The organism is Caulobacter endophyticus, assembly GCF_003116815.1.
In the GTDB taxonomy this organism is placed as follows: Bacteria; Pseudomonadota; Alphaproteobacteria; order Caulobacterales; family Caulobacteraceae; genus Caulobacter; species Caulobacter endophyticus.
Genome location: NZ_QDKQ01000076.1, coordinates 22,436 through 42,865, shown reverse-complemented (window position 1 = coordinate 42,865; position 20,430 = coordinate 22,436). Strand labels below are relative to the sequence as shown.

The window sequence follows — 20,430 nt, the reverse complement described above, 5'->3', positions numbered from 1 at the left end:
TCCCTCGCGAAGCCAGGGAGGAGTTTGCGTTCACGTATCCCGATCAGGATGCTGCCGGCTGTCGACGGGGCTCGCCGATCCGCCCATCGGCGGGCGCACCGGCATGTCGGCCAGGCGCTCCATCCAGGCTGGCCGGGTTTCGATCGCCAACTGCACGATGGGCTCCACCGCCGACGGATCGTCGAAGGCGAAGACCGCCAGGTCGATCTTCTCCTGGCTCCACTCATAGGTCAGCGGCGTGCCGCAGGCGGCGCAGAAGCCGCGGCGGATCGCGTCGGAGCTCTGGAAGGTCGCGCGCTCGCCCCGTGTCCAGGTCAGGTCGGCTTGGTTCACGGTCACCAACGCCCCGAACGGGCCGCCGAACGCCTTCTGGCACATGCGGCAATGGCAGATGGAGGCCCGCCCAGGCTGGCCCTCCGCCCGGAACCGCACCGCGCCGCACTGGCAGCCGCCGCTCAAGCCCATGATCCCCTCCAAAAGCAGGGCGGCAAAAGAGGCGAGATCCCGCGTGACAGCAAGGCCCAACGCAGTGTCCAACCGACCCAGTAATGCGTTCGAGTTAGTAAATCGTGAGAAAATACAACCGCTTCGATAGAGCGTACCGATTCCTCCCGCGCAAGTCGGAGGGTTCGATGAAAGGATGGCGACTGATCCTGGCGACGGCGTTCCTGGCCGCGCCCGCCCTCGCCCTGGCAGATCCGTGCGAAGGCGCCCTGCCCGCGCCCGGCGCGCGCTTCGATGGTCCGGTGCGCTATGTCGGCGACGGCGACAGCCTGTGCGTGGGCAAGAGCGGCAATCCCGCCACCTGGATCGAGGTGCGGATCTCCGACTTCTACGCGCCCGAGCTGCATTCGGCCGGCGGCCGGGCCGCCAAGACCATGCTCGAGGACGTAGTCTGGCGGCAGTACCTGCAATGCCGGGCGATCAAGCACTCCTACGACCGCGTGGTGGCCCGCTGCACCATCGACGGCGCCTCCCTGGGCGACCTGCTGCGCGCACGCGGCGGGGTCGAGGGCGGCAATGGCCGCGGCGGCCGGCGATAGCCGCTAGGTCTTCGGCGTCAGCTGGAAGGTCACGTGATAGCCATCGTGGTCCGACAGCACCGGCTCCCTGGCGCCGTCGAAGGTGGCCTCCACCCGCGTGGGCGTGACGTCCACCTTGTCGCCGTCGAGAAAGCCGATCAGGTCCTGGGTGTCGAGCCAGGGCGCGTCGCCGTCGTAGGAGATCTGGGTGTCGCAGGCGCCCGGCAGGTTGTGGCACCAGCGGCTGACCACCTCGAACGGATAGTCGGCCATCACGTAGTCGAAGCGATCGGGCGCGTGCATGACGTTGAAGTCGCCGCCGACGATCAGCGGCGCGCCGGGCGTACGGTCGGCGGCCATGAAGCGCTTGAACTCGTCGGCCTGCAGATGGTGGGCCATGCGGTTGCGAGACCGGGGCACGCGCGAGGCGCCCTTGGAATTGAGGTGGGTGTCGGCCACCTCGACCGGGGTCGGCAGGCCCGGCACGTTCAGGCTGACCAGCATGACGCCCTTGTTGGCCAGGCAGTCCAGGCCCGCGCAGTAGCGATAGGCATGGGAGGTCACGTTCTCGATCGGGTGGTTGCTCAGCACCCACAGGCCGCTTGACCCCCACTTGCCCAGCCCCTCGCCCTTCCAGCGATAGGCCACGCGGCGATAGTCGGGCTTCTCGTCCTTGGCCCAAAGGCTGGCGTCACGCTGCTTGCGCTTGGGTCCGCGCGCCACATAGGGGTAGCCCGAGCGGTCGATCAGCTCGCCGATCTCCTTGCGGAAACCCTCCTGGATCAGCACGACGTCGGGCTCGGTTCCGGCGGCGCGCATCCTGGCCAGCTCGTCGCCGATCTGCCGGAGGGCCTTGCCGCGACCCTTCTTCACCGGCCACGGCAGGCCCGCGACGTTGTAGGTCATGACGCTGAAGGTCACCGACGCGTCGTCGTCGGCCCGCGCGGCCATCGGCGCCGCGAGCAGACCCGCGAGGATGGCCGCGAGGATGGCCGCGAGGACGCGCCTCAAGCCGCTCGCTCGGCGATCACGCGGGCGCCGTCATGGCCGGTGACCCGGAAGGCCACGATCTCGCCGGCCGGCGCCTCGCCGGTGAAGGCGATCTCGGTGAAGTCCTCGGCCCGGGCCAGGCCGTCGCGCTCGACCAGGCCCGGCAGCACGCGGCCGACCTGCGATTGCAGGTGGCGCTCCAGGCCGCGCTGGCCGGCCTCGCGCAGGCGGCGGGCGCGATCCTTGATCACCGGACCCTTGACCGGCGGCATCCGCGCGGCCGGCGTCCCGGGGCGGGCGCTGTAGGGGAAGACGTGCAGGAAGGCCAGGCCCGCCTCCTCGACGAGGCGGACGGTGTTTTCGAAGGCTTCCTCGCTCTCGGTCGGGAAGCCTGCGATCAGGTCGGCGCCGAAGGCCACGTCCGGGCGCACGGCCCGTACGCTGGCCACCAGGTTCAGCGCGTCGGTGCGATTGTGCCGGCGCTTCATGCGCTTGAGGATCAGGTCGTCGCCAGCCTGCAAGGAAAGGTGCAGGTACGGCATCAGACGCGGCTCTTCGGCGAACAGCTTCAGGAGATCCGGATCGATCTCGGCGGCGTCGATCGACGACAGGCGCAGGCGGGGCAGGTCGGGGACCATGCGCAGGATGCGGCCCACCAGCTGGCCCAGGGTCGGCTCGCCCGGCAGGTCGGCGCCCCAGGAGGTGACGTCGACGCCGGTCAGCACGACCTCGCGATAACCCTCCGCCGCCAGCTTGCGCACCTGCTCGACAACTTCGCCGGCCGGGGCCGAGCGCGAGTTTCCGCGGCCATAGGGGATGATGCAGAAGGTGCAGCGGTGATCGCAGCCGTTCTGCACCTCGACATAGGCCCGGGCGCGGTCCTTCAGGCCGTCGATCAGGTGACCGGCGGTCTCCTTGACCGACATGATGTCGTTGACCCGCACGCGGGCCGTGGTCTCGACCAGGGCGCCGGGGGCGGCCTTCTCGGCGTTGCCGAGCACGAGGTCGACTTCCGGCATGGCGGCGAAGGCCGCCGGGTCGATCTGGGCGGCGCAGCCGGTGACGATGATCCGCGCGTCCGGGCGCTCGCGGCGGGCCTTGCGGATCGCCTGTCGGGCCTGGCGCACGGCCTCGTTGGTCACCGCGCAGGTGTTGAAGACCACGGCGTCCGAAAGACCATCCGCGGCGGCGCGGGCGCGCATGGCCTCGCTCTCGTAGGCGTTCAGGCGGCAGCCGAAGGTGACGACGTCCACGCCGTTGGCGCCGGGCATGGTAACGGCCGGACCGCCCTCCTCGCCGACTTCCGGCTTGGGGGCGGGGGTGGCCTTGATGACGGTGTAGACGGTCATGACCTGATGAACGCCGCGAAGGCGTCCTTCCAGTCGTCGTGCCAGCGCGACAGTGCCGGGCGGTTCTCGATGACGTCGCCCATGGTCCAGGCCATGCGCTTTTCGTCCAGTGCGCGCGGCACGTCGTTGTCCGGGCACAGGATGTAGAAGTCGCCGGCGGCGATGCGGGCCAGCATGAAATGGACGACCTGCTCGGGCGTCCAGGCCGCGTCGGGCTTGCCGCCCGGGCCGCGCTTGGTCATGCCGGTGAAGGTGTAGCCCGGGATCAGCAGGTGGGCGGTCACCTGGCAGTCGACGATCTCGCGCAGGGTGTGGGCGAGGCCCTCGGTGAGCGCCTTCACCGCTGATTTGGAGACGTTGTAGGCCGTGTCGCCCGGCGGCTGGGTGATGCCCTGCTTGGAGCCGGTGTTGATGATCAGGCCGGGACGGCCGCTTTCGGCCATCTCCTCGCCGAACACCTGGACGCCGTTGATCACGCCCCACAGGTTGACGTCGAGGATCCGCTTCCAGGCGTCGTCGCCCGAGAAGGCGTCGCCGCCGCCGCCCACGCCGGCGTTGTTCATCAGGACATCGACGGCGCCGAAGCGTTCGATAGCGGCGTCGCGCAAGGCCTCGACGGCGGCGCGGTCGGCCACGTCGGTGGGCACGGCCAGGGCGCCGATGGCCTCGGCTTCTGCTTTAAGCTTTCGGCCGGTGACGTCGGCCATGACCACGTTGAGGCCAAGATCGGCGAAGGCCTTGGCGGCGGCCAGGCCGATGCCGTCGGCCGCGCCGGTGACGACAGCGGTCTTGCCGGGCGTCAGGGCAGGGTGCAGCTCGCTCATGCCGACACGGTCTCGGGCAGCTTGCCGGTGAACTCCAGGGCCACGGGGCCGGTCATGATCACGTGGCCGTCGGCCTCGCGCCACTCGATGACCAGCGGGCCGCTCTCGAACTCGACGGTGGCGACCCGATCGGTCAGGCCCCGGCGCACGGCGGCGACCTGGGCGGCGCAGGCGCCGGTGCCGCAGGCGGCGGTGAGGCCCGCGCCCCGTTCCCAGACCTTCAGCTTGATGTGATCGCGCGAGACGACGTGGGCGAAGCCGACATTGACGCCTTCCGGGAACAGCGGGTGGTGCTCCACGAGGCTGCCGGTCTTCTGCGCGAATTCGTCGGTCACCGGGGCGTCGACGAAGAACACCACGTGGGGATTGCCCATCGAGACGCAGACCGGGGTATGCACCCACGGGGCGTCGATCGGGCCGACCTGCAGCTCGACGCGGGCGGTGTCCATCTCTTCGGACAGCGGGATCTGGTTCCAGTCCAGGCGCGGCGGACCCATGTCGACGGTGACGCGCTTGTCGCCGGCCATGACGCCCGACAGGCGTCCGGCGCTGGTGTCGAAGGCCACATGGTCCTTGCCGCCCGACTGCATCAGCAGCCAGGCCACGCAGCGCGTGCCGTTGCCGCAGGCGCCGGCTTCCTCGCCGTCGGCGTTCCAGAAACGCACATAGGCCGAGGCGCCTTCCGACTTCGGCGGATCGATGGCCACGACCTGGTCGCAGCCGATCCCGCCCTGGCCGCGTTTGGCGATCGCGCGGATCTCCTCGGCGGACGGGTCGAAGGGCTGGGTGAGGGTCTCGATGACGACGAAGTCGTTGCCGAGCCCGTTCATCTTCAGGAAGGTGCGGCTCATGGCCGGGCTATATAGTCGAAAGCGACGCAGAATGCACCGCAGCGGGACGACGCAGTGAGATGACGGCTACGGATATTCGCGAACAACTGACGAGCGCCATGCAGGAGCGCCGGCTCATGCGCTTCCACCGGCGCTTCGAGGACGGCTGGGTCAGAGGTTATGTGGTCGGTGTCGGGCCGGCCTTCCTGATGCTCTGCGAGGTCAGCGACCACATCCGCTACAACGGCTTCGGCTGTTATCGCCTGGCCGACGTCAAGAACCTGGAGCCCGCGCCCTATCCCGAGTTCGTCGAGGCGGCCCTCGAGAAGCGCGGCGACGCCTTTCCCGAGACGCCGGCGGTGGCGCTCAACAGCATCGGCGACATACTGGCGACGGCCGGCCGCCTGTTTCCGGTCGTCACGGTCCATGCCGAAGCCGCCAGGCCGGACGTCTGCTACATCGGCGCGATCATCAGCATCGAGGGCGGGGTGGTCTGGATGCAGGACATCCCGGCGCCGTCTGGGAGCGCGAGCCGACCGCGCGCCAGCTCGACACCATGACCCGCGTCGATTTCGGCGGCGGCTACGAGACGGCCCTGACCCTGGTCGGCGGCCCGCCGCCAGCGCTGGAGGAAGCCAGGCGCGCGCCGCTGCGGCTGGTCGCCGACAATGGCTGAGGAGCTGCGTCTGCGCGCCCGGCTGCGGGCCCTCTATCACGGCGCTTCGCCGACGGCGGTGCGGTTCCGCTACGCGGTGATCCTGATCGACCTGATCATCATCGGCTTCTTCGTGGCCGCGCCGCTGATGCATCACCATGGGGTGACGTTCTACCTGATCGACTATGGGGTCGCGACGTTCCTGGCCGCCGACCTCATCGCCCGCGCCATCGCCCATGGCGACATGAAAAGCTGGCTGAAGAAGCCGATCACCTGGATCGACCTCTTCGTGCTGGCCACGCTGATGTTCCCCGCTTGGCTGTTCAATTTCGGCTTCCTGCGGGTGCTGCGGTTGTGGACCCTGGTGCACAGCGAGTTCTTCTGGCGCACCGTGGCCCGGCGCTACGACGACACCCGCATCGAGGACATCACCCGGGCGGCCTCGTCGCTGCTGACCTTCGTCTTCGTGGTGACGGGCTTCGTCTATTCCAGCTTCGCGGGGCGGCACGAGGGCATCGCCGGCTATGTGGACGCGCTCTACTTCACCGTCACCAGCCTGACGACCACAGGCTATGGCGACGTCACCCTGCCGGGGGTGTGGGGCAAGCTGCTGTCGATGGCGGTTATGATCGGCGGGGTGTCGCTGTTCATCGGCCTGATCCAGTCGATCCTGCGGCCGCACAAGGTCACCTTCCCCTGCCCCGACTGCGGCCTGCGCAAGCACGATCCCGACTCGGTGCACTGCAAGGCCTGCGGCAAGCTGCTGTGCATTCCCGACGACGGGGTCTGAAACCCATAACCCGCAAAATCCCCGCGAAAGCGATTTTACGGAAAGTGAGACCGTGACTCCGCCGAGGTCAAAAATGGCCTAGTCAGCGGCGGGAATGGCATTAACGTCCCCCGCCATGCTGACGCTCCGTTCCGTTTCGCCCGCCGCCCTGGCCCTCGCCCTCCTCGCCGCCGGCCCCGCCCGCGCCCAGGAGCCCGCCGATCCTCACCTGGCGCTGGAAGGCGTCGAGACGCCCTCGTCGCTGGACTGGGTCAAGGCCGAGAACGCCAAGACCTTGCCCGCCCTGACCGGCGACGCGCGCTACCAGGGCCTGCACGACGCGGCCCTGAAGGTGCTGGCCGCCAAGGACCGCATCGCGGCCCCAAGCTTCGTCGGGACCAGCGTGTTCAACTTCTGGCAGGACGCCGACCACGTGCGCGGCGTCTGGCGGCGCACCAGCCTGGAAAGCTATCGCTCGGCCGACCCCAAGTGGGAGACGGTGATCGACCTCGACGCTCTCGCCAAGGCGGAAGGCAAGAACTGGATCTGGAAGGGCGCTGACTGCCGTCCCAAGACCCATGACCGGTGCCTGATCAACCTGTCGAACGGCGGCAAGGACGCCGTTGAGGTGCGCGAGTTCGATCTGACGACCAAGACCTTCGTCAAGGGCGGTTTCTTTTTGCCCGAGAGCAAGCAGACCATCGACTGGCTGGACGCCGACACCCTGATCCTGACCCGCGACTGGGGCGCGGGCACGACCACCGACAGCGGCTACGGCATGGTGGTCAAGACCCTCAAGCGCGGCCAGGCCCTGGAGCAGGCCGTCGAGGTTTTCCGCGGCGAGAAGGCCGACGTCAGCGCCCGTCCGCACGTGCTGCGCGACGCCAAGGGTAACCGCGTGGTGCTGATCGAGCGCGCCACCGACTTCTTCCACACCAAGACCTTCCTGCTCGACGACGCGGGCAAGGCGACTCTGCTGCCGATCCCCGAGCGCTCGTCGATCCGCGGCATGGTCGGCGGCGACCTGATCCTGACGGTCGAGGAGGCCTGGAACTACGAGCCGATGCCGTCGCTGGGCCGCAACTTCCCGGCCGGCTCGCTGGTCTCGGTCAGCCCCAAGGCCCTGCTGCCCAAGCCGCCGTCCTCCACCGGCGACATCGTCATCAGCAACGACTGCGACCCCTGCACGATCTTCGCGCCCGGCGCGCGCCAGTCGATCGACCAGGTGGCGGTGACCGACAACCGCGTGGTCGCGGTGATCTATGACAACGTCAAGGGCGGCATCCGCAGCTTCAGCGACCATGGCGAGTTCGGCTGGCGCGGCCAGGGCCTGCCCGGCCTGGACAACGCCGCCGTCTCGATCGTCGCCACGGCCGATGCGGGCGACCAGGTGTTCTACACGGTCGAGGGCTTCATCACCCCGACCCAGCTGAAGCTGGCCGACGCGACCAAGGCCGGCGCCGAGACGGTCAAGACCCTGCCGGCCCGCTTCGACGCCTCCAAACTGCAGGTGGAGCAGAAGGAAGCGACCTCCAAGGACGGGACCAGGATCCCCTATTTCCTGGTCAGCCAGAAGGGCGCCAAGCCGGACGGTTCGGCCCCGACCCTGCTGCACGCCTACGGCGGCTTCCAGATCTCCAAGCTGCCGGTCTACGACCCGTTGATCGGAAAGCTGTGGCTGGAGCGCGGCGGTTCCTACGCCGTGGCCAATATCCGGGGCGGCGGCGAGTTCGGTCCGGCCTGGCACGAGGCGGCGCTGAAGGCCAACCGCCAGCGGGCCTATGACGACTACTTCGCCGTGGCCGAGAACCTGATCTCGACCAAGGTCACCAGCCCGCGCCACCTGGGCGCGTATGGCCGGTCGAACGGCGGCCTCTTGATGGGCGTTGCTTTGACCCAGCGGCCCGACCTCTGGAACGCCGTGGTGGTGGAAAGCCCGCTGCTCGACATGATCCGCTACACCCAGCTGCCGGCCGGGGCCTCGTGGATCGGCGAATACGGCGACCCGGCCATCCCGGCCGAACGCGCCTGGATTTCGACGTACAGCCCGTATCAGAACCTGAAGGCCGGGGTGAAATACCCGCTGGCCTACATCACCACCTCGACCAAGGACGACCGGGTGCACCCCGGTCACGCCCGCAAGTTCTCAGCCCGGCTGGCCGATCTGGGCCAGCCCTACATGTACTACGAGAACACCGACGGCGGTCACGCCAACGGCGCCGACCCGGCGGCCAACGCCAAGCGCTGGGCGCTGCACTACACCTACCTGTCGCGCCAGCTGATGGACCACTAGATGCGCAAGTTCACCCTGGCCCTCCTCGCCGCCACGAGCCTCATGACCGTTTCCGCCCACGCCGCCCCCGACACCGCGCCCGCCGCCGCCCGCACCCCGCTGGCCGAACTCGGCAAGGACGATCCCTACATCTGGATGGAGGAGATCGAGGGCCAGCGCGCGCTTGACTGGGCCAAGGCCCAGAACGACCGCACCCTGCCGGTGCTGCAGGGCGACGGCCGCTACGCCGGCCTGCACGACGCCGCCCTGACCATCGTCAACGCCAAGGACCGGATCCCCGGCGTGTCGTTCGTGGCCGAGGACGACCTGCGGAACTACTGGCAGGACGCCGATCACGTGCGCGGCGTCTGGCGCACCACGACCCTGGCCAGCTACCGCACCGCCCAGCCGGCCTGGTCGACGATCCTCGACCTTGACGCCCTGGCCAAGGCGGAAGGCAAGAACTGGGTCTGGAAGGGCGCCGACTGCCTGGCGCCGGAAAGCCGGTATTGCCTGGTCTCGCTGTCGAACGGCGGCAAGGACGCCGTGGTCGTGCGCGAGTACGACACCAAGACCAAAGCGTTCGTCGCCGGCGGTTTCGAGCTTCCCGAGGGCAAGCATCGGTTCGACTGGATCGACAAGGACACCCTGATCGTCGCCACCGACTGGACGCCTGGCGAGGTGACGACGTCCGGCTATCCCTACGTGGTCAAACTGGTCAAACGCGGTCAGCCCCTGTCGGCCGCCAGGGAGGTCTATCGCGGCGCCAAGGACGACGGCGGCTATGGCGTCAGCCCTTACGCCCTGCGCGACCATGACGGCGTGGTGCGGGCGGTTTTCGTGCTGCGCCCGCTCGACACCTTCAACGCCGAGACCCACCTGGTGACCGGCGAAACGACGGTGAAGCTGCCTTTCCCGCTGAAGTCGTCGATCCAGGCCCTGGTCAAGGGCCAGCTTGTGTTCAGCGTCGAGCAGGACTGGGCCGAGCAAAACCTGAAGACCGGCGACCTGGCCGCCTTCGATCTGGCGTCGCTGAAGGCCGATCCGGCCAAGGCGACGGCCGCGCTGATCCTGCGGCCCACGGCCCGGGAGTCCGTCCAGGGCGTCAGCGCCACCCGCGACCGGCTGGTCGTGGCCCTGTTCGAGAACGTCAAGGGCGCGGCCTACGCCTATGACGTCAAGGACGGCGCCTGGACCCGCGCCAAGCTCGACCTGCCGGCCAACTCGACGGTCAGCCTGGGTTCGGCCTCGGACAAGGACGACCGCATCTTCGTCAGCGTGACCGGCTACCTGACCCCCACGACCTACTGGCTGGCCGACGCGGCCACCGGCAAGCTCGACCAGGTCAAGGCCGCCCCGGCCAAGTTCGACGCCTCGACCCATGTGGTCGAGCAGTTCGAGGCGACCTCGAAGGACGGAACCAGGATCCCCTACTTCCTGGTCCGCCCCAAGAACACCAAGTACGACGGCTCGACCCCGACCCTGCTCTACGCCTACGGCGGCTTCCAGGCGTCGATGACGCCGGGCTATTCGCCCACCATGGGCAAGCTGTGGCTGGAGCGCGGCGGCGCCTATGTGGTGGCCAACATCCGCGGCGGCGGCGAGTTTGGTCCCGGCTGGCACGAGCAGGGCCTGAAGGCCAACCGCCAGCGGGTCTATGACGACTTCTTCGCGGTGTCCGAGGACCTGATCGCCCGCAAGATCACCTCGCCCCGGCGCCTGGGGATCATGGGCGGGTCGAACGGCGGCCTGCTGATGGGCGTGGCCCTGACCCAGCGTCCGGAGCTCTACAACGCCATCGTCATCCAGGTGCCGCTGTTCGACATGGTCCGCTACAGCCAGATCGGCGCGGGCTCGTCGTGGATGGGCGAATACGGCGATCCGCAGATCCCGTCCGACCTGGCGGTGATCGAGAAATACTCGCCCTACCAGAACCTCAAGGCCGGTCAGAAATATCCCGAGGTGTTCATCGAGACCTCGACCAAGGACGACCGGGTGCACCCGGCCCATGCCCGCAAGGCCGCGGCCCGGCTCGAGGCCCTGGGTTATCCGGTGCTTTACTACGAGAACGTCGACGGCGGTCATGCCGCCAGCGCCAACCTCGCCGAGACCGCCCGCCGGGTGTCGCTCGAGTACACGTATCTGACCCGCAAACTGATGGACTGATCGCGCAAGGTCCGTAAACCGGACTGCAATCTCTGAGCGTCATGATCACGGACGGCCTTTCTGGAGGTCCGTGATCAGCGCTCGGGGGGCGCCCGTGAAGATCGACGTCGTCGAGGCCCTGCAGCTTACGCCGGAGGACAGCGCGCGCTGGACCGACCTGCAGACTTTGCAGCCGCGCCTGGATTCTCCTTTCCTGTCGCCCGAATGGGCCAAGGCCGTCGCCATCGCCCAGGGCGAGAAGGGCGACCGCGTGAAGGTCGCCGTGATCCGCGGCGACGACGGCCAGGCCCTGGCTTTCCTGCCCGCGCGCATCAAGGCCGGCGTGGCCATGCCCGCCGGGGCGCCGATGTGCGACTATCAGGCCCTGGTGTCGGCGTCCGACGTGGCCGTCGATCCGCGCCACCTGCTGGCGGCCCTGAAGGCCCAGCGCCTGGATTTCTGCCACATGCTGGCCGACGACGAGACGCTGGCCCGGCACGGTCGGGGCCAGGCGGACTCGTGGATCGTCGACGTCTCGGCCGGTTACGAGGCCTATGCGGCCGATCGCAAGACCGCCGGGGTGGGCGTGCTCAAGGATATCGACAAGAAGCGCCGCAAGGCCGAGCGCGAGGTCGGACCCTGTCGCTACACCCCGATGTCGGACAGCCGCGCCGACTTCGACCAGCTGATCGCCTGGAAGCGCGAGCAGCTCTTGGCCACCGGCCAGACCGACCTCTTCAAGACCGACTGGGTCACCAAGCTGGTCACCGACCTGTTCGAGCGCCGCGACGGCGATTTCGGCGGCGGGCTTTACACCCTGCATCTGGGCGATGAGCTGGCGGCCGTGCACCTGCACCTGCGCGGCAAGCACACGATCCACGGCTGGCTGATCGCCCACAACGCCAAGTTCGACCGCTATTCGCCCGGCCTGCTGCTGTTTCAGGACATTCTGAAGGGCATGAACGCCGGGTCCTACCACCGGCTGGACCTGGGCACCGGGGACTACCGCTTCAAGCGCGAGCTCTCCAACGCCCGCCAGACCGTGGTGTTCGGCTTCTACGGCGCGCCTTCGCCGGCCACCTTCGTGCGCTCGGCCGCGTGGGGCGTGCGCCAGGTCGCCGAGGCCCTGCCGCTGGGCCGCATGTCGCAGCTGCCGGGCAAGGCCATGCGCCGCATCGACCTGCTGCGCGGCCTGCACTGAGGCTGGCCAAGTCTCGCGCGCCGGCTAAGCTGCCGGCGGGAACGGGAGTATGACCATGCGGCGGCTGCTTCTGCTGACGGTGCTGTGTGTGGGCGGCTGCGTTTCGGTGGCGTCTCCCGCCGACGCGCCGCCCAACGTTCGGGCTGTCGCGCGCATCGAGACCGGTATAGCCGCCATCGAGGACATCCAGGCCGTGGGGGTCGGCGATAGCGCCGGCATGGCCCGCGCCGCCCGCATCGGGGTGCGCGACCTTCGCTGTCATCCGGCCGAAGGCGGCCGCTTCCGATGCGTCTATGAGACGGCCCTGCGGATCGCACCAGGCGAATGGACGCCTCGGGCGCGGACCTTCGAGCGGTCGAGCCAGGCTCCGCCCGGCCGACCCCAGGCCGAGGGCTGGGTCGTGGTCGAACCGGCGGCGCGCTGAGGCCCTACCCGGCCTTGCCGGTCTCCACATAGGCCTTCAGGCGGTCCTGCTGCTGGGCGAGCACCCGGTCGACGATCGAGGCGATCTTGTCGAGGCCGCCGTTCATGTAGCCGCCGGCGTCGTAGCTCCAGGTCAGGGTGGTCTTGCCGTCGGCCTCGGCCAGGGCCCAGATCATGTGGCCGCTCGCGCCCGACAGCTGCAGGGGGCCCAGACCGCCGAACAGGGTCAGCTGCTTGCCAGGCTGGGCGTTGACGGTGGTCATGTGCAGCACCGAGCCGCCGTTGGGCATCTTCTCGCAGAAGCAGGCCCCCGAGGCCGCGCCCAGCGACAGGTTGGCGGCCGAGCCCGACCAGGTGTGGTCGCTGCTCCACCACCTGGCCGGCTGCACCAGGGCCGCCCAGACCTCGGCGGCGGGCTTGGCGATCACCACCGAGCGCTTGGTCGCGAAACCATTCGGCTGGGCGTCGACCACCTCGGCGCGGGCGACGCCGGCGGACATCAGGGTCAGGAGGACGAGAACGGGGGCGGCGAGCTTCATGGCGCGTCTCCGGGATCGGTGTTCCGCGATGAAGCGCCGCCGTGGGTCGGTAGGCAAGCCCTCGCGCTGGCGCCCTACGCCTTCTCGAACACCAGCGGGCCGCCCCAGAAGCTCTGGACGAGGCCGTTCTGCGGGCCGGGTTGGCCGGTGGTCAGGAAGACGCGGCTTCCGCCGGTCCCCGGGTCGTACTCGGGATGGCGCTCCAGGTAGCGCTCCAGGGAGTCGGCGGTGGACTGCGGCTGGTGGATCACGGGGGTGCCGGCCGGCAGGGCGGCGCGGAAGATGTCGGCGATGATCTCGTAGTGGGTGCAGCCCAGCACCGCGCGGTCGGGATAGCGGCCGATGCGGGTCTTCAGCGCCTGGACGTAGCCCTCGACGGCCTTGGCCAGTTCGACCACGCCGGCGTCGGCCTCGATCATCGGCACCAGGTCCGGGCACGCCTGCGAGAACACCGCCAGGTCCTGCTTGCGCTTGTCGATCTCGATCTCATAGACGCGCGAATTGGTCGTGCCCTGCGTCGAGAACACGCCCAGCACGTCCAACTGCTCGACCTTGTCGCCGCGGCGCTCGGCCTCATGCTCCCAGGGCAGGCCCGTGGCCGCTTCGATGGTCGGCACGATGATGCCCAGGATGTTGACCGGCCGGCCCAGCGTCTTGCGATAGCCCGGCAGCCAGGTCTGCTGCAGGCGGCGAAGAGCGATGGCGCTGGCGGTGTTGCAGGCCAGCACGACCAGGCTGGCGCCGGCCTCGAACAGCCGCTCGCAGCCGGCCCGCGTCAGGTCGACGATCTCCTCGCCGGGACGGCCGCCATAGGGGGCGTTGGCCTGGTCGGCCAGATAGACGAAGTCCGCCTGGGGCAGACGCTGCACGAGGGCGCGGTGGACGCTCAGCCCCCCCACGCCGGAGTCGAAGACGCCGATGGTCATGCGGCGAGCATTAGACCCGGTCGGCGGTTCCGTCCATGCGCCGGGCGTGGTTCGCGAAAAGGTTACGGTCCTGTCATGTGACGAGGCCGCGACCTTGGCCTAGGGTCCGGCCACACTCAACGGAGAGCCTTCCGTGCAACGTCGCACCTTCCTTCTTTCGACCGCCGCGGCCGCCGCCGCGAGCGCCGCCGCGCCCGGCCTTTCCTTCGCCGCGGAGACCAACCCCTTGCTCGCTCCCTGGACCGGTCCGTACGGCGGCGTTCCCGCCTTCGACAAGATGAAGGTCTCCGACCTGACGGCGGCCGTCGATACGGCCATCGCCCGGAACCTCTCCGAGGTCGACGCCATCGCCGCCAACAAGGCCGCGCCGACCTTCGCCAACACCATTGCGGCGCTGGAAGACACCGGCCGCACCCTGGCCGACGTCGCCTGCTACTATGGCATCTGGGGCTCGAACATGAGCTCGCCCGAGTACCAGGCCATCGAGCCGGCGATCGACGCCAAGTTCTCGGAGATCGGCGACAAGATCACCCAGAATGCCGCGCTCTTCGCCCGCATCGAGGCGGTCTACAACAGTCCCGAGAAGGCCAAGCTGACCCCTGAGCAGCAGCGCCTCGTCTGGATCTACTACACCAACTTCGTGCGCTCGGGCGCCAAGCTGGCCCCGGCCGCCAAGGCCCGCGTGGCGGCGATCAACACCGAGCTGTCGGGCCTGTTCACGAAGTTCAGCCAGAACCTGCTGGCCGACGAAGAGACCTATATCGAGCTGACCCCGGCCGACCTGGTCGGCCTGCCCGACGCCATCAAGGCCGCGACGGCCTCCAGCGCCGAGCAGCGCAAGCTCCCGGGCAAGAACATCATCGTCAACACCCGCTCCAGCGTGGACCCCTACCTGACCAACTCGCCGGTGCGCGCCACCCGCGAGAAGGTCTGGCGGGCCTTCGTCAACCGCGGCGACAACGGCGGCGCGACCGACAACAACGCCCTGATCGCCAAGATCCTGAAGCTGCGGGCCGAGCGCGCCAAGCTGCTGGGCTTCGAGACCCACGCCCACTGGCGCCTCGAGAACGCCATGGCCAAGACGCCCGACAAGGCCATGGCCCTGATGGAAGCCGTCTGGACGCCCGCCATCGAGCAGGTCGCCAAGGACGTGGCCGACATGCAGTCCATCGTCGACGCAGAGAAGGGCGGCTTCAAGATCGAGCCCTGGGACTACCGCTACTACGCCGAGAAGGTCCGCAAGGCGAAGTACGACCTCGATATGAACGAGGTGAAGCCGTACATGCAGCTGGAAAAGCTGCGCGAAGGCATGTTCTGGGCCGCCGGCCAGGTCTACGGCTTCGAGTTCAAGAAGGTCGACGGCCTGCCCGTCTATCACCCGACCATGACCGTCTACGAAGTGCTGCGCGACGGCAAGCATGTGGGCCTGTGGTACTTCGACCCCTACGCCCGTCAGGGCAAGCGCTCGGGCGCCTGGATGAACGCCTACCGCAACCAGGAGCGCTTCAAGAAGCCGATCTCGACGATCGTCTCCAACAACTCCAACTTCATCGAGGGCAAGCCCGGCGAGCCGGTGCTGATCTCGTGGGACGACGCCAACACCCTGTTCCACGAGTTCGGCCACGCCATCCATGGCCTCAACAGCGACGTCACCTATCCGACGGTCTCGGGCACCAACGTCGCCCGCGACTATGTCGAGTTCCCCAGCCAGCTGAACGAGCACTGGCTGTCGACGCCCGAAGTGCTGAACAAGTTCTGCGTCCACTACAAGACGGGTGAGCCGATCCCGCAGGCCCTGGTCGACAAGATCAAGAAGGCCTCGACCTTCAACCAGGGCTTCGACACCACCGAGTATCTCGCCAGCGCCCTGATCGACATGAAGCTGCACCTGGCGGGCGGCGTCGATATCGATCCGGACGCTTTCGAGCGTGACGAACTGGCCAAGCTGAAGATGCCCAAGGAGATCGTTATGCGGCACCGCACGCCGCAGTTCGGTCACGTGTTCTCGGGCGACGGCTACTCGGCCGGCTACTACAGCTACCTGTGGGCCGACACCCTGACCGCCGACGTCGCCGAGGCCTTCCAGGAGGCCCCGGGCGGCTTCTACGACAGGCCCACCGGCCAGCGGCTGATCAAGACCATCATGTCGCGCGGCAACTCGGTCGACCCGGCCGAGCAGTTCCGCGCCTTCCGCGGCCGGGACGTGAAGATCGGCGCCCTGATGCGCGACCGCGGCTTCCCGGTGCCTCCGGGCGCCTGATCAGGTTTTCTGATCTGAGCTGAAACGACAGCGCCCCGCCCGGTCACCCGGGCGGGGCGTTTTTGTTTTCTAGATCCTCCCCCTCTGGGGGAGGTGGCGCGAAACGCCGGAGGGGGGCGTTTTCAGCCTCCGCGATCGCCGGCCGACCTTGTGGATACTTCCCTCTCCGTCCGCTTCGCGGACACCTCTCCCTTCAGGGAGAGGGTCTCTAGGCCGCCCGCGCCCTGGCCTGCGCGACGCCGGTCCCGACCTTGAACCGGCTGATCAGTCGCGCCAGCTCGGCCGCCTCGTTGGACAACGAGTGGCTGGCGGCGGTCGACTGCTCGACCATGGCGGCGTTCTGCTGGGTGGCCTGGTCCATCTGGTTCACCGCAACGTTCACCTGGGCCAGACCCGTGGCCTGTTCCTGGGCGCCGGCGGCGATCTCGGCGACGGTGCGATTGATGTCCTGCACGCCGGCGGTGATGCGGCGCAGGGCCTCGCCGGTCTGGCCGACCAGGGCCACGCCCGCGTCGACCTGCTGGCCCGACGCGCCGATCAGGCCCTTGATCTCCTTGGCCGCCTCGGCCGAGCGCTGGGCCAGCGCCCGCACCTCCGACGCCACGACCGCGAAGCCCTTGCCCGCGTCGCCGGCCCGCGCCGCTTCCACGCCCGCGTTCAGGGCCAGGAGGTTGGTCTGGAAGGCGATCTCGTCGATGACGCCGATGATGTTGCCGATCTCGCGCGAGCTGGCCTCGATCTGCGTCATCGCCGCGACGGCGCGCTGGACCACCTCGCCGCCGGCCTCGGCGTCCTTGCGGGCGGCGTCGACCGACTTGCGGGCGTGGCCCGCGCCCTCGGCGGCGCGGCGGACGGTGGCGGTGATCTCATCCAGGGCGGCGGCGGTTTCTTCCAGGCTGGCGGCCTGTTGTTCGGTTCTGCGCGACAGGTCGTCGGCCGCGTGGCTGATCTCGCCCGAGCCGGCGCGGATGCCGCCGACCGCGCCGCTGATCGTCGTCATGGTCTCCTGCAGCTGGCCCATGGCGGCGTTGAAGTCGCTCTGCAGCTTGCGATAGGCGGGCGGGAAGGCCTGGTCGAGGCGCGCGGTCAGGTCGCCGGCCGCCAGCTGCTCCAGCGCCTGGCCGACCTGGGCCACGACGGCGGCCTGCTCGCGGGCCCCGGCGGCGCGCTCGGCCTCGTTGGCGCCGCGCTCGACCTCGGCCTGACGGCGATGCTCGGCGGCCTCGCCTTCGACCCGCAGCTTCTCGATGGCGGCGTCCTTGAAGGTCAGCACGGCCTGCGCCATCGCCCCGATCTCGTCGCGGCGGCCCAGGGCCGGCACGGCCACGGCGTTGTCGCCGCCGGCCAGACGGCGCATGGCGGTGGTCATGGCGTCGACCGGGGCGGCGATGCTGCGCGCCAGCAGCCAGCCCATCAGCACGGCGATGGCCACGGCGGCCGCGCCGCCCAAGGCCAGGGCAAGGCCCGCGGCGGTGAAGGCCCTGTCCTGGGCCTTGATGCGGTCGGCCAGCTCGGCGCTCTCGGCGTCGTCGATAGCCTTCAGCGCCTTGCGCACATTGGTCAGGCGACCGCTCTTGCCGATGCCGACGCGCGCGGCCTCCAGCTGGCCCGGATCCTGGGCGGCGGCGATCTGGGCGCGGGTCTCGGTGCGGAACACGCCCACGGCCCGGTCGAGCTGGGCCAGACGGGCCTTCTGGTCCTCCTGCTCGGCGCCAGCGCCCAGGGTCTGGTGCGCCTCGTCGTACTTGGCCTGGAAGTCCTCGTACTTCTGGATGAAGGACGGATCGAGGCTGGCCACGAAGCCGCGGGCGGCGTTCTGCTGCTCGACCAGTTCGGCCGCGGCCTTCTCGACCGTGGCCCGGTAGGCGTAGCTCTCGGCGTTCAGGGCGGTGACGCGCTGGATCGACGACAGGCCGTTCCAGGCCAGGACGCCGGCGCCGGCCACGGCCGCCACCAGGACGGCGAAGGCGACCACCAGCTTATGCGCCACCTTGAGGTTGCTGAGCATCTAGAGAACTTCCCAGGATAGAATTGGGAAGATTTTCGCTCGATAGAATTAATGGAATTTATTCATGAACACGGATGGCGTCGTTTGAGCGTCATCCTCGATTGTTTCGGCGTGCGAAATCGCTGTTCAGGAAAGAAATAGCGCGATCGTGCGTCATCTCGCCGCAGAGGTGGACTCAGTAGAGCGAGTCTACGAATATTGATCCGTATGCTGATTACTTGTCGGCGCATTTGGATCGAAGTCGCCATACTGGGGAATTTTCGATCTATACGCGCCAGGCGGGAATCGTGGGATAAAGAACCGCGCATGGCCGCAACCGGGGGGCGGGGCCGCGCGTATTGCAAGCATGGCCGAGCTTTCGGCCGAGCAAGGACGCCCCGATGGAAGCCCCTCGTCCGCTGCCCCTGATCCGTCCCATGCTGTGGCTGGCCGCCGCGGCCTTTACGGCCGGCTTCGGCGGCTATCTGCTCGTGGGTCTGGGCGCGCGCTAAGGTCCGCCCCATCCTTCCCGCCATGGCGGCGGGAAGAACGGGGCGGCAAGACCCTTACCGGCCGCCGGTCGAGCCGAAGCCGCCGGCGCCGCGGTCGGTGTCGTCCAAGGCCGCAACCAGATTCCAGGCCGCCTGCACGACCGGCGCGATCACCAGCTGGGCGATGCGGTCGCCGCGACGGATGACGAAGTCCTCTTCGCTCAGATTGGCCAGGATCACCTTCACTTCGCCGCGATAGTCGCTGTCGATGGTGCCGGGCGAGTTCAGGCAGGTGATCCCCGCCTTGGCCGCCAGGCCCGAACGCGGCCGCACCTGGGCCTCGAAACCCTGCGGCACGGCGAAGGCCAGGCCGGTCGGCACCATGAAGCGGGCGCCCGGCTTCAGGGTCAGGGGCGCATCTTCCTCGACGGCGGCGCGCAGGTCCATGCCGGCGGCGCCGACGGTCTCATAGGCGGGCAGCGGCAGGCCGTGGGCGTGGGCGAGCTGGACGACGGGGATATGGGGCGTGGTGGTCATAGGGCTTCCGCGATGCGTTGGGCGATGGCCTGGGCGACGGCGTCCTTGGACGCGCGCTCCCAGCGTTCTGTGTGGTCCTTGGCGATCAGCAGGACCGCGTTCTCAGTTCCGCCCATGACGCCCGGCTCGGTAACATCGTTGGCGATGATCCAGTCGCAGCCCTTGCGCGCCAGCTTGGCGCGAGCATGGGCCTCGACGTCGTCGGTCTCGGCCGCGAAGCCGACCACGAGCTTCGGGCGATCCGGACCGGTGGCGGCCAGGGTCGCCAGGATGTCGGGGTTCTCGACGAAGGTCAGGGCCGGCGGGCCGCCCTTGTCCTTCTTCAGCTTGGAGCCGAACACCTCGTCCACCCGCCAGTCGGCGACGGCGGCCACGAACACCCCGACATCGGCCGGCAAGGCGGCCTCGCAAGCGGCCAGCATCTGGCGGGCGCTCTCGACGTCGACACGGGTGACGCCCGGCGGGGTGGGCAGGGCCACGGGGCCGCTGACCAGGGTGACGCGCGCCCCCAGGCGGGCCAGCGCCTCGGCTATCGCGTAGCCCTGGCGGCCGCTGGAGCGGTTGGTGACGCCGCGCACGGGGTCGATGGCTTCGAACGTCGGGCCGGCGGTGACCAGGGCGTGCTTGCCGGCCAGGGGCTGCGCGGCGGGACCCCGCAGCATCTTCACGATGGCTTCGGAGATCTCGGGCGGTTCGGCCAGGCGCCCGGGGCCGAACTCGCCGCAGGCCATGGCCCCCTCGTCAGGACCGACGAAGGTCACGCCGTCCGCCTTCAGGGTCGCGACGTTGCGCTGCACGGCCGGGTGCAGCCACATGCGCACGTTCATGGCCGGGGCCATCAGCACCGGCTTGTCGGTGGCCAAGAGGGTGGTCGAGGCCAGGTCTCCGGCCAGGCCGTTCGCCGCCTTGGCGATCAGGTCGGCGGTGGCGGGAGCGACCACCACCAGGTCGGCCGAGCGCGACAGCTGGATGTGGCCCATCTCGGCCTCGTCGGTCAGCGAGAACAGGTCGTCATAGACCTTGTCCTCGGAGAGCGCCGCCAGCGACAGCGGGGTGACGAACTCCGCGCCGGCCTTGGTCAGGATCGGCCGGACGCCGATGCCGGCCTTGCGCAGCAGGCGGGTCAGCTCCAGAGCCTTGTAGGCCGCGACGCCGCCGCCGACGATCAGGAGCACGCGCTTGCCGCCCGGGATGTCGCTCACCTTGAAGG

The 20,430-nt window shown here is 69.0% G+C and carries 19 protein-coding genes; 9 read left to right on the top strand and 10 right to left on the bottom strand.

What is annotated here, in order from left to right:
• Nucleotides 1-30: 30 nt before the first annotated feature.
• Nucleotides 31-465, bottom strand: a complete 435-nt coding sequence (locus tag DDF67_RS23330) for a GFA family protein (RefSeq protein ID WP_109455188.1) — start codon at nt 463-465, stop codon at nt 31-33.
• Between the two features lie 167 nt (nt 466-632).
• Here DDF67_RS23330 and DDF67_RS23325 point away from each other — a divergent pair, with 167 nt between their 5' ends.
• On the top strand, nt 633-1,043 hold the full coding sequence (locus DDF67_RS23325) for a thermonuclease family protein (RefSeq protein ID WP_109455149.1): 411 nt from the start codon (nt 633-635) through the stop codon (nt 1,041-1,043).
• Between the two features lie 3 nt (nt 1,044-1,046).
• Here DDF67_RS23325 and DDF67_RS23320 read toward each other — a convergent pair whose 3' ends face one another.
• The 4 genes from DDF67_RS23320 to dapF are packed head-to-tail and all read right to left on the bottom strand — an operon-like array spanning nt 1,047 to nt 5,036.
• Nucleotides 1,047-2,033: an endonuclease/exonuclease/phosphatase family protein gene (locus DDF67_RS23320; RefSeq protein ID WP_233247747.1), complete on the bottom strand. Its 987-nt coding sequence runs from the start codon at nt 2,031-2,033 to the stop codon at nt 1,047-1,049.
• On the bottom strand, nt 2,030-3,361 hold the full coding sequence (mtaB, locus tag DDF67_RS23315; protein WP_109455148.1) for a tRNA (N(6)-L-threonylcarbamoyladenosine(37)-C(2))-methylthiotransferase MtaB: 1,332 nt from the start codon (nt 3,359-3,361) through the stop codon (nt 2,030-2,032). The genes DDF67_RS23320 and mtaB overlap by 4 nt, the downstream gene beginning before the upstream one ends.
• On the bottom strand, nt 3,358-4,269 hold the full coding sequence (locus DDF67_RS23310; RefSeq protein ID WP_109455147.1) for an SDR family NAD(P)-dependent oxidoreductase: 912 nt from the start codon (nt 4,267-4,269) through the stop codon (nt 3,358-3,360). The genes mtaB and DDF67_RS23310 overlap by 4 nt, the downstream gene beginning before the upstream one ends.
• Complete coding sequence (gene dapF / locus DDF67_RS23305) at nt 4,182-5,036, bottom strand: diaminopimelate epimerase (RefSeq protein ID WP_109455146.1); 855 nt, start codon at nt 5,034-5,036, stop codon at nt 4,182-4,184. The genes DDF67_RS23310 and dapF overlap by 88 nt, the downstream gene beginning before the upstream one ends.
• Nucleotides 5,037-5,152: 116 nt before the next feature.
• Here dapF and DDF67_RS23300 point away from each other — a divergent pair, with 116 nt between their 5' ends.
• The 6 genes from DDF67_RS23300 (at nt 5,153) to DDF67_RS23275 (ending at nt 12,481) form a co-directional block, all read left to right on the top strand.
• On the top strand, nt 5,153-5,575 hold the full coding sequence (locus DDF67_RS23300) for a hypothetical protein (protein ID WP_146198077.1): 423 nt from the start codon (nt 5,153-5,155) through the stop codon (nt 5,573-5,575).
• Between the two features lie 108 nt (nt 5,576-5,683).
• A complete protein-coding gene (locus tag DDF67_RS23295; RefSeq protein ID WP_109455144.1) occupies nt 5,684-6,460 on the top strand; it encodes an ion channel in 777 nt (258 codons plus the stop codon).
• A 94-nt stretch (nt 6,461-6,554) separates the two neighbouring features.
• A complete protein-coding gene (locus tag DDF67_RS23290; protein WP_233247746.1) occupies nt 6,555-8,732 on the top strand; it encodes a prolyl oligopeptidase family serine peptidase in 2,178 nt (725 codons plus the stop codon).
• The gene (locus tag DDF67_RS23285) at nt 8,733-10,877 is read left to right on the top strand and encodes a prolyl oligopeptidase family serine peptidase (RefSeq protein WP_109455142.1); all 2,145 of its coding nucleotides are present in this window, start codon (nt 8,733-8,735) and stop codon (nt 10,875-10,877) included.
• Between the two features lie 94 nt (nt 10,878-10,971).
• A complete protein-coding gene (locus DDF67_RS23280; RefSeq protein WP_109455141.1) occupies nt 10,972-12,057 on the top strand; it encodes a GNAT family N-acetyltransferase in 1,086 nt (361 codons plus the stop codon).
• Between the two features lie 55 nt (nt 12,058-12,112).
• Nucleotides 12,113-12,481 carry a hypothetical protein gene (locus tag DDF67_RS23275; RefSeq protein WP_146198076.1) on the top strand — a complete coding sequence of 123 codons (369 nt, stop codon included), beginning with the start codon at nt 12,113-12,115 and terminating at the stop codon, nt 12,479-12,481.
• A 4-nt stretch (nt 12,482-12,485) separates the two neighbouring features.
• On the opposite strand, the gene DDF67_RS23270 is transcribed toward DDF67_RS23275, so the two are convergent.
• Nucleotides 12,486-13,019, bottom strand: a complete 534-nt coding sequence (locus tag DDF67_RS23270; RefSeq protein WP_109455139.1) for an SRPBCC family protein — start codon at nt 13,017-13,019, stop codon at nt 12,486-12,488.
• Between the two features lie 74 nt (nt 13,020-13,093).
• Entirely contained in the window at nt 13,094-13,945 is an 852-nt protein-coding gene (locus DDF67_RS23265) for a glutamate racemase (RefSeq protein WP_109455138.1), read from the bottom strand.
• A 133-nt stretch (nt 13,946-14,078) separates the two neighbouring features.
• Here DDF67_RS23265 and DDF67_RS23260 point away from each other — a divergent pair, with 133 nt between their 5' ends.
• Nucleotides 14,079-16,205: a M3 family metallopeptidase gene (locus DDF67_RS23260; RefSeq protein ID WP_109455137.1), complete on the top strand. Its 2,127-nt coding sequence runs from the start codon at nt 14,079-14,081 to the stop codon at nt 16,203-16,205.
• Nucleotides 16,206-16,413: 208 nt separating this feature from the next.
• Here DDF67_RS23260 and DDF67_RS23255 read toward each other — a convergent pair whose 3' ends face one another.
• Nucleotides 16,414-18,213 carry a methyl-accepting chemotaxis protein gene (locus DDF67_RS23255; RefSeq protein ID WP_109455136.1) on the bottom strand — a complete coding sequence of 600 codons (1,800 nt, stop codon included), beginning with the start codon at nt 18,211-18,213 and terminating at the stop codon, nt 16,414-16,416.
• Between the two features lie 380 nt (nt 18,214-18,593).
• Between DDF67_RS23255 and DDF67_RS26175 the strand changes: the two genes are divergently transcribed.
• Nucleotides 18,594-18,704, top strand: a complete 111-nt coding sequence (locus DDF67_RS26175) for a hypothetical protein (RefSeq protein WP_233247745.1) — start codon at nt 18,594-18,596, stop codon at nt 18,702-18,704.
• Nucleotides 18,705-18,758: 54 nt separating this feature from the next.
• Here DDF67_RS26175 and dut read toward each other — a convergent pair whose 3' ends face one another.
• Together dut and coaBC are read right to left on the bottom strand one after the other, a co-directional pair.
• The gene (gene dut, locus DDF67_RS23250) at nt 18,759-19,220 is read right to left on the bottom strand and encodes a dUTP diphosphatase (RefSeq protein WP_109455135.1); all 462 of its coding nucleotides are present in this window, start codon (nt 19,218-19,220) and stop codon (nt 18,759-18,761) included.
• A complete protein-coding gene (gene coaBC, locus DDF67_RS23245; RefSeq protein WP_158278104.1) occupies nt 19,217-20,413 on the bottom strand; it encodes a bifunctional phosphopantothenoylcysteine decarboxylase/phosphopantothenate--cysteine ligase CoaBC in 1,197 nt (398 codons plus the stop codon). The genes dut and coaBC overlap by 4 nt, the downstream gene beginning before the upstream one ends.
• Nucleotides 20,414-20,430: the final 17 nt, after the last annotated feature.

Coding starts and splice junctions, on each gene's coding strand:
- DDF67_RS23330 (WP_109455188.1), bottom strand. CDS start 465: ATGGGCTTGAGCGGCGGCTGCCAGTGCGGCGCGGTGCGGTTCCGGGCG.
- DDF67_RS23325 (WP_109455149.1), top strand. CDS start 633: ATGAAAGGATGGCGACTGATCCTGGCGACGGCGTTCCTGGCCGCGCCC.
- mtaB (WP_109455148.1), bottom strand. CDS start 3,361: ATGACCGTCTACACCGTCATCAAGGCCACCCCCGCCCCCAAGCCGGAA.
- dapF (WP_109455146.1), bottom strand. CDS start 5,036: ATGAGCCGCACCTTCCTGAAGATGAACGGGCTCGGCAACGACTTCGTC.
- DDF67_RS23300 (WP_146198077.1), top strand. CDS start 5,153: ATGCGCTTCCACCGGCGCTTCGAGGACGGCTGGGTCAGAGGTTATGTG.
- DDF67_RS23295 (WP_109455144.1), top strand. CDS start 5,684: ATGGCTGAGGAGCTGCGTCTGCGCGCCCGGCTGCGGGCCCTCTATCAC.
- DDF67_RS23290 (WP_233247746.1), top strand. CDS start 6,555: ATGGCATTAACGTCCCCCGCCATGCTGACGCTCCGTTCCGTTTCGCCC.
- DDF67_RS23285 (WP_109455142.1), top strand. CDS start 8,733: ATGCGCAAGTTCACCCTGGCCCTCCTCGCCGCCACGAGCCTCATGACC.
- DDF67_RS23275 (WP_146198076.1), top strand. CDS start 12,113: ATGCGGCGGCTGCTTCTGCTGACGGTGCTGTGTGTGGGCGGCTGCGTT.
- DDF67_RS23270 (WP_109455139.1), bottom strand. CDS start 13,019: ATGAAGCTCGCCGCCCCCGTTCTCGTCCTCCTGACCCTGATGTCCGCC.
- DDF67_RS23265 (WP_109455138.1), bottom strand. CDS start 13,945: ATGACCATCGGCGTCTTCGACTCCGGCGTGGGGGGGCTGAGCGTCCAC.
- DDF67_RS23255 (WP_109455136.1), bottom strand. CDS start 18,213: ATGCTCAGCAACCTCAAGGTGGCGCATAAGCTGGTGGTCGCCTTCGCC.
- DDF67_RS26175 (WP_233247745.1), top strand. CDS start 18,594: ATGGAAGCCCCTCGTCCGCTGCCCCTGATCCGTCCCATGCTGTGGCTG.
- dut (WP_109455135.1), bottom strand. CDS start 19,220: ATGACCACCACGCCCCATATCCCCGTCGTCCAGCTCGCCCACGCCCAC.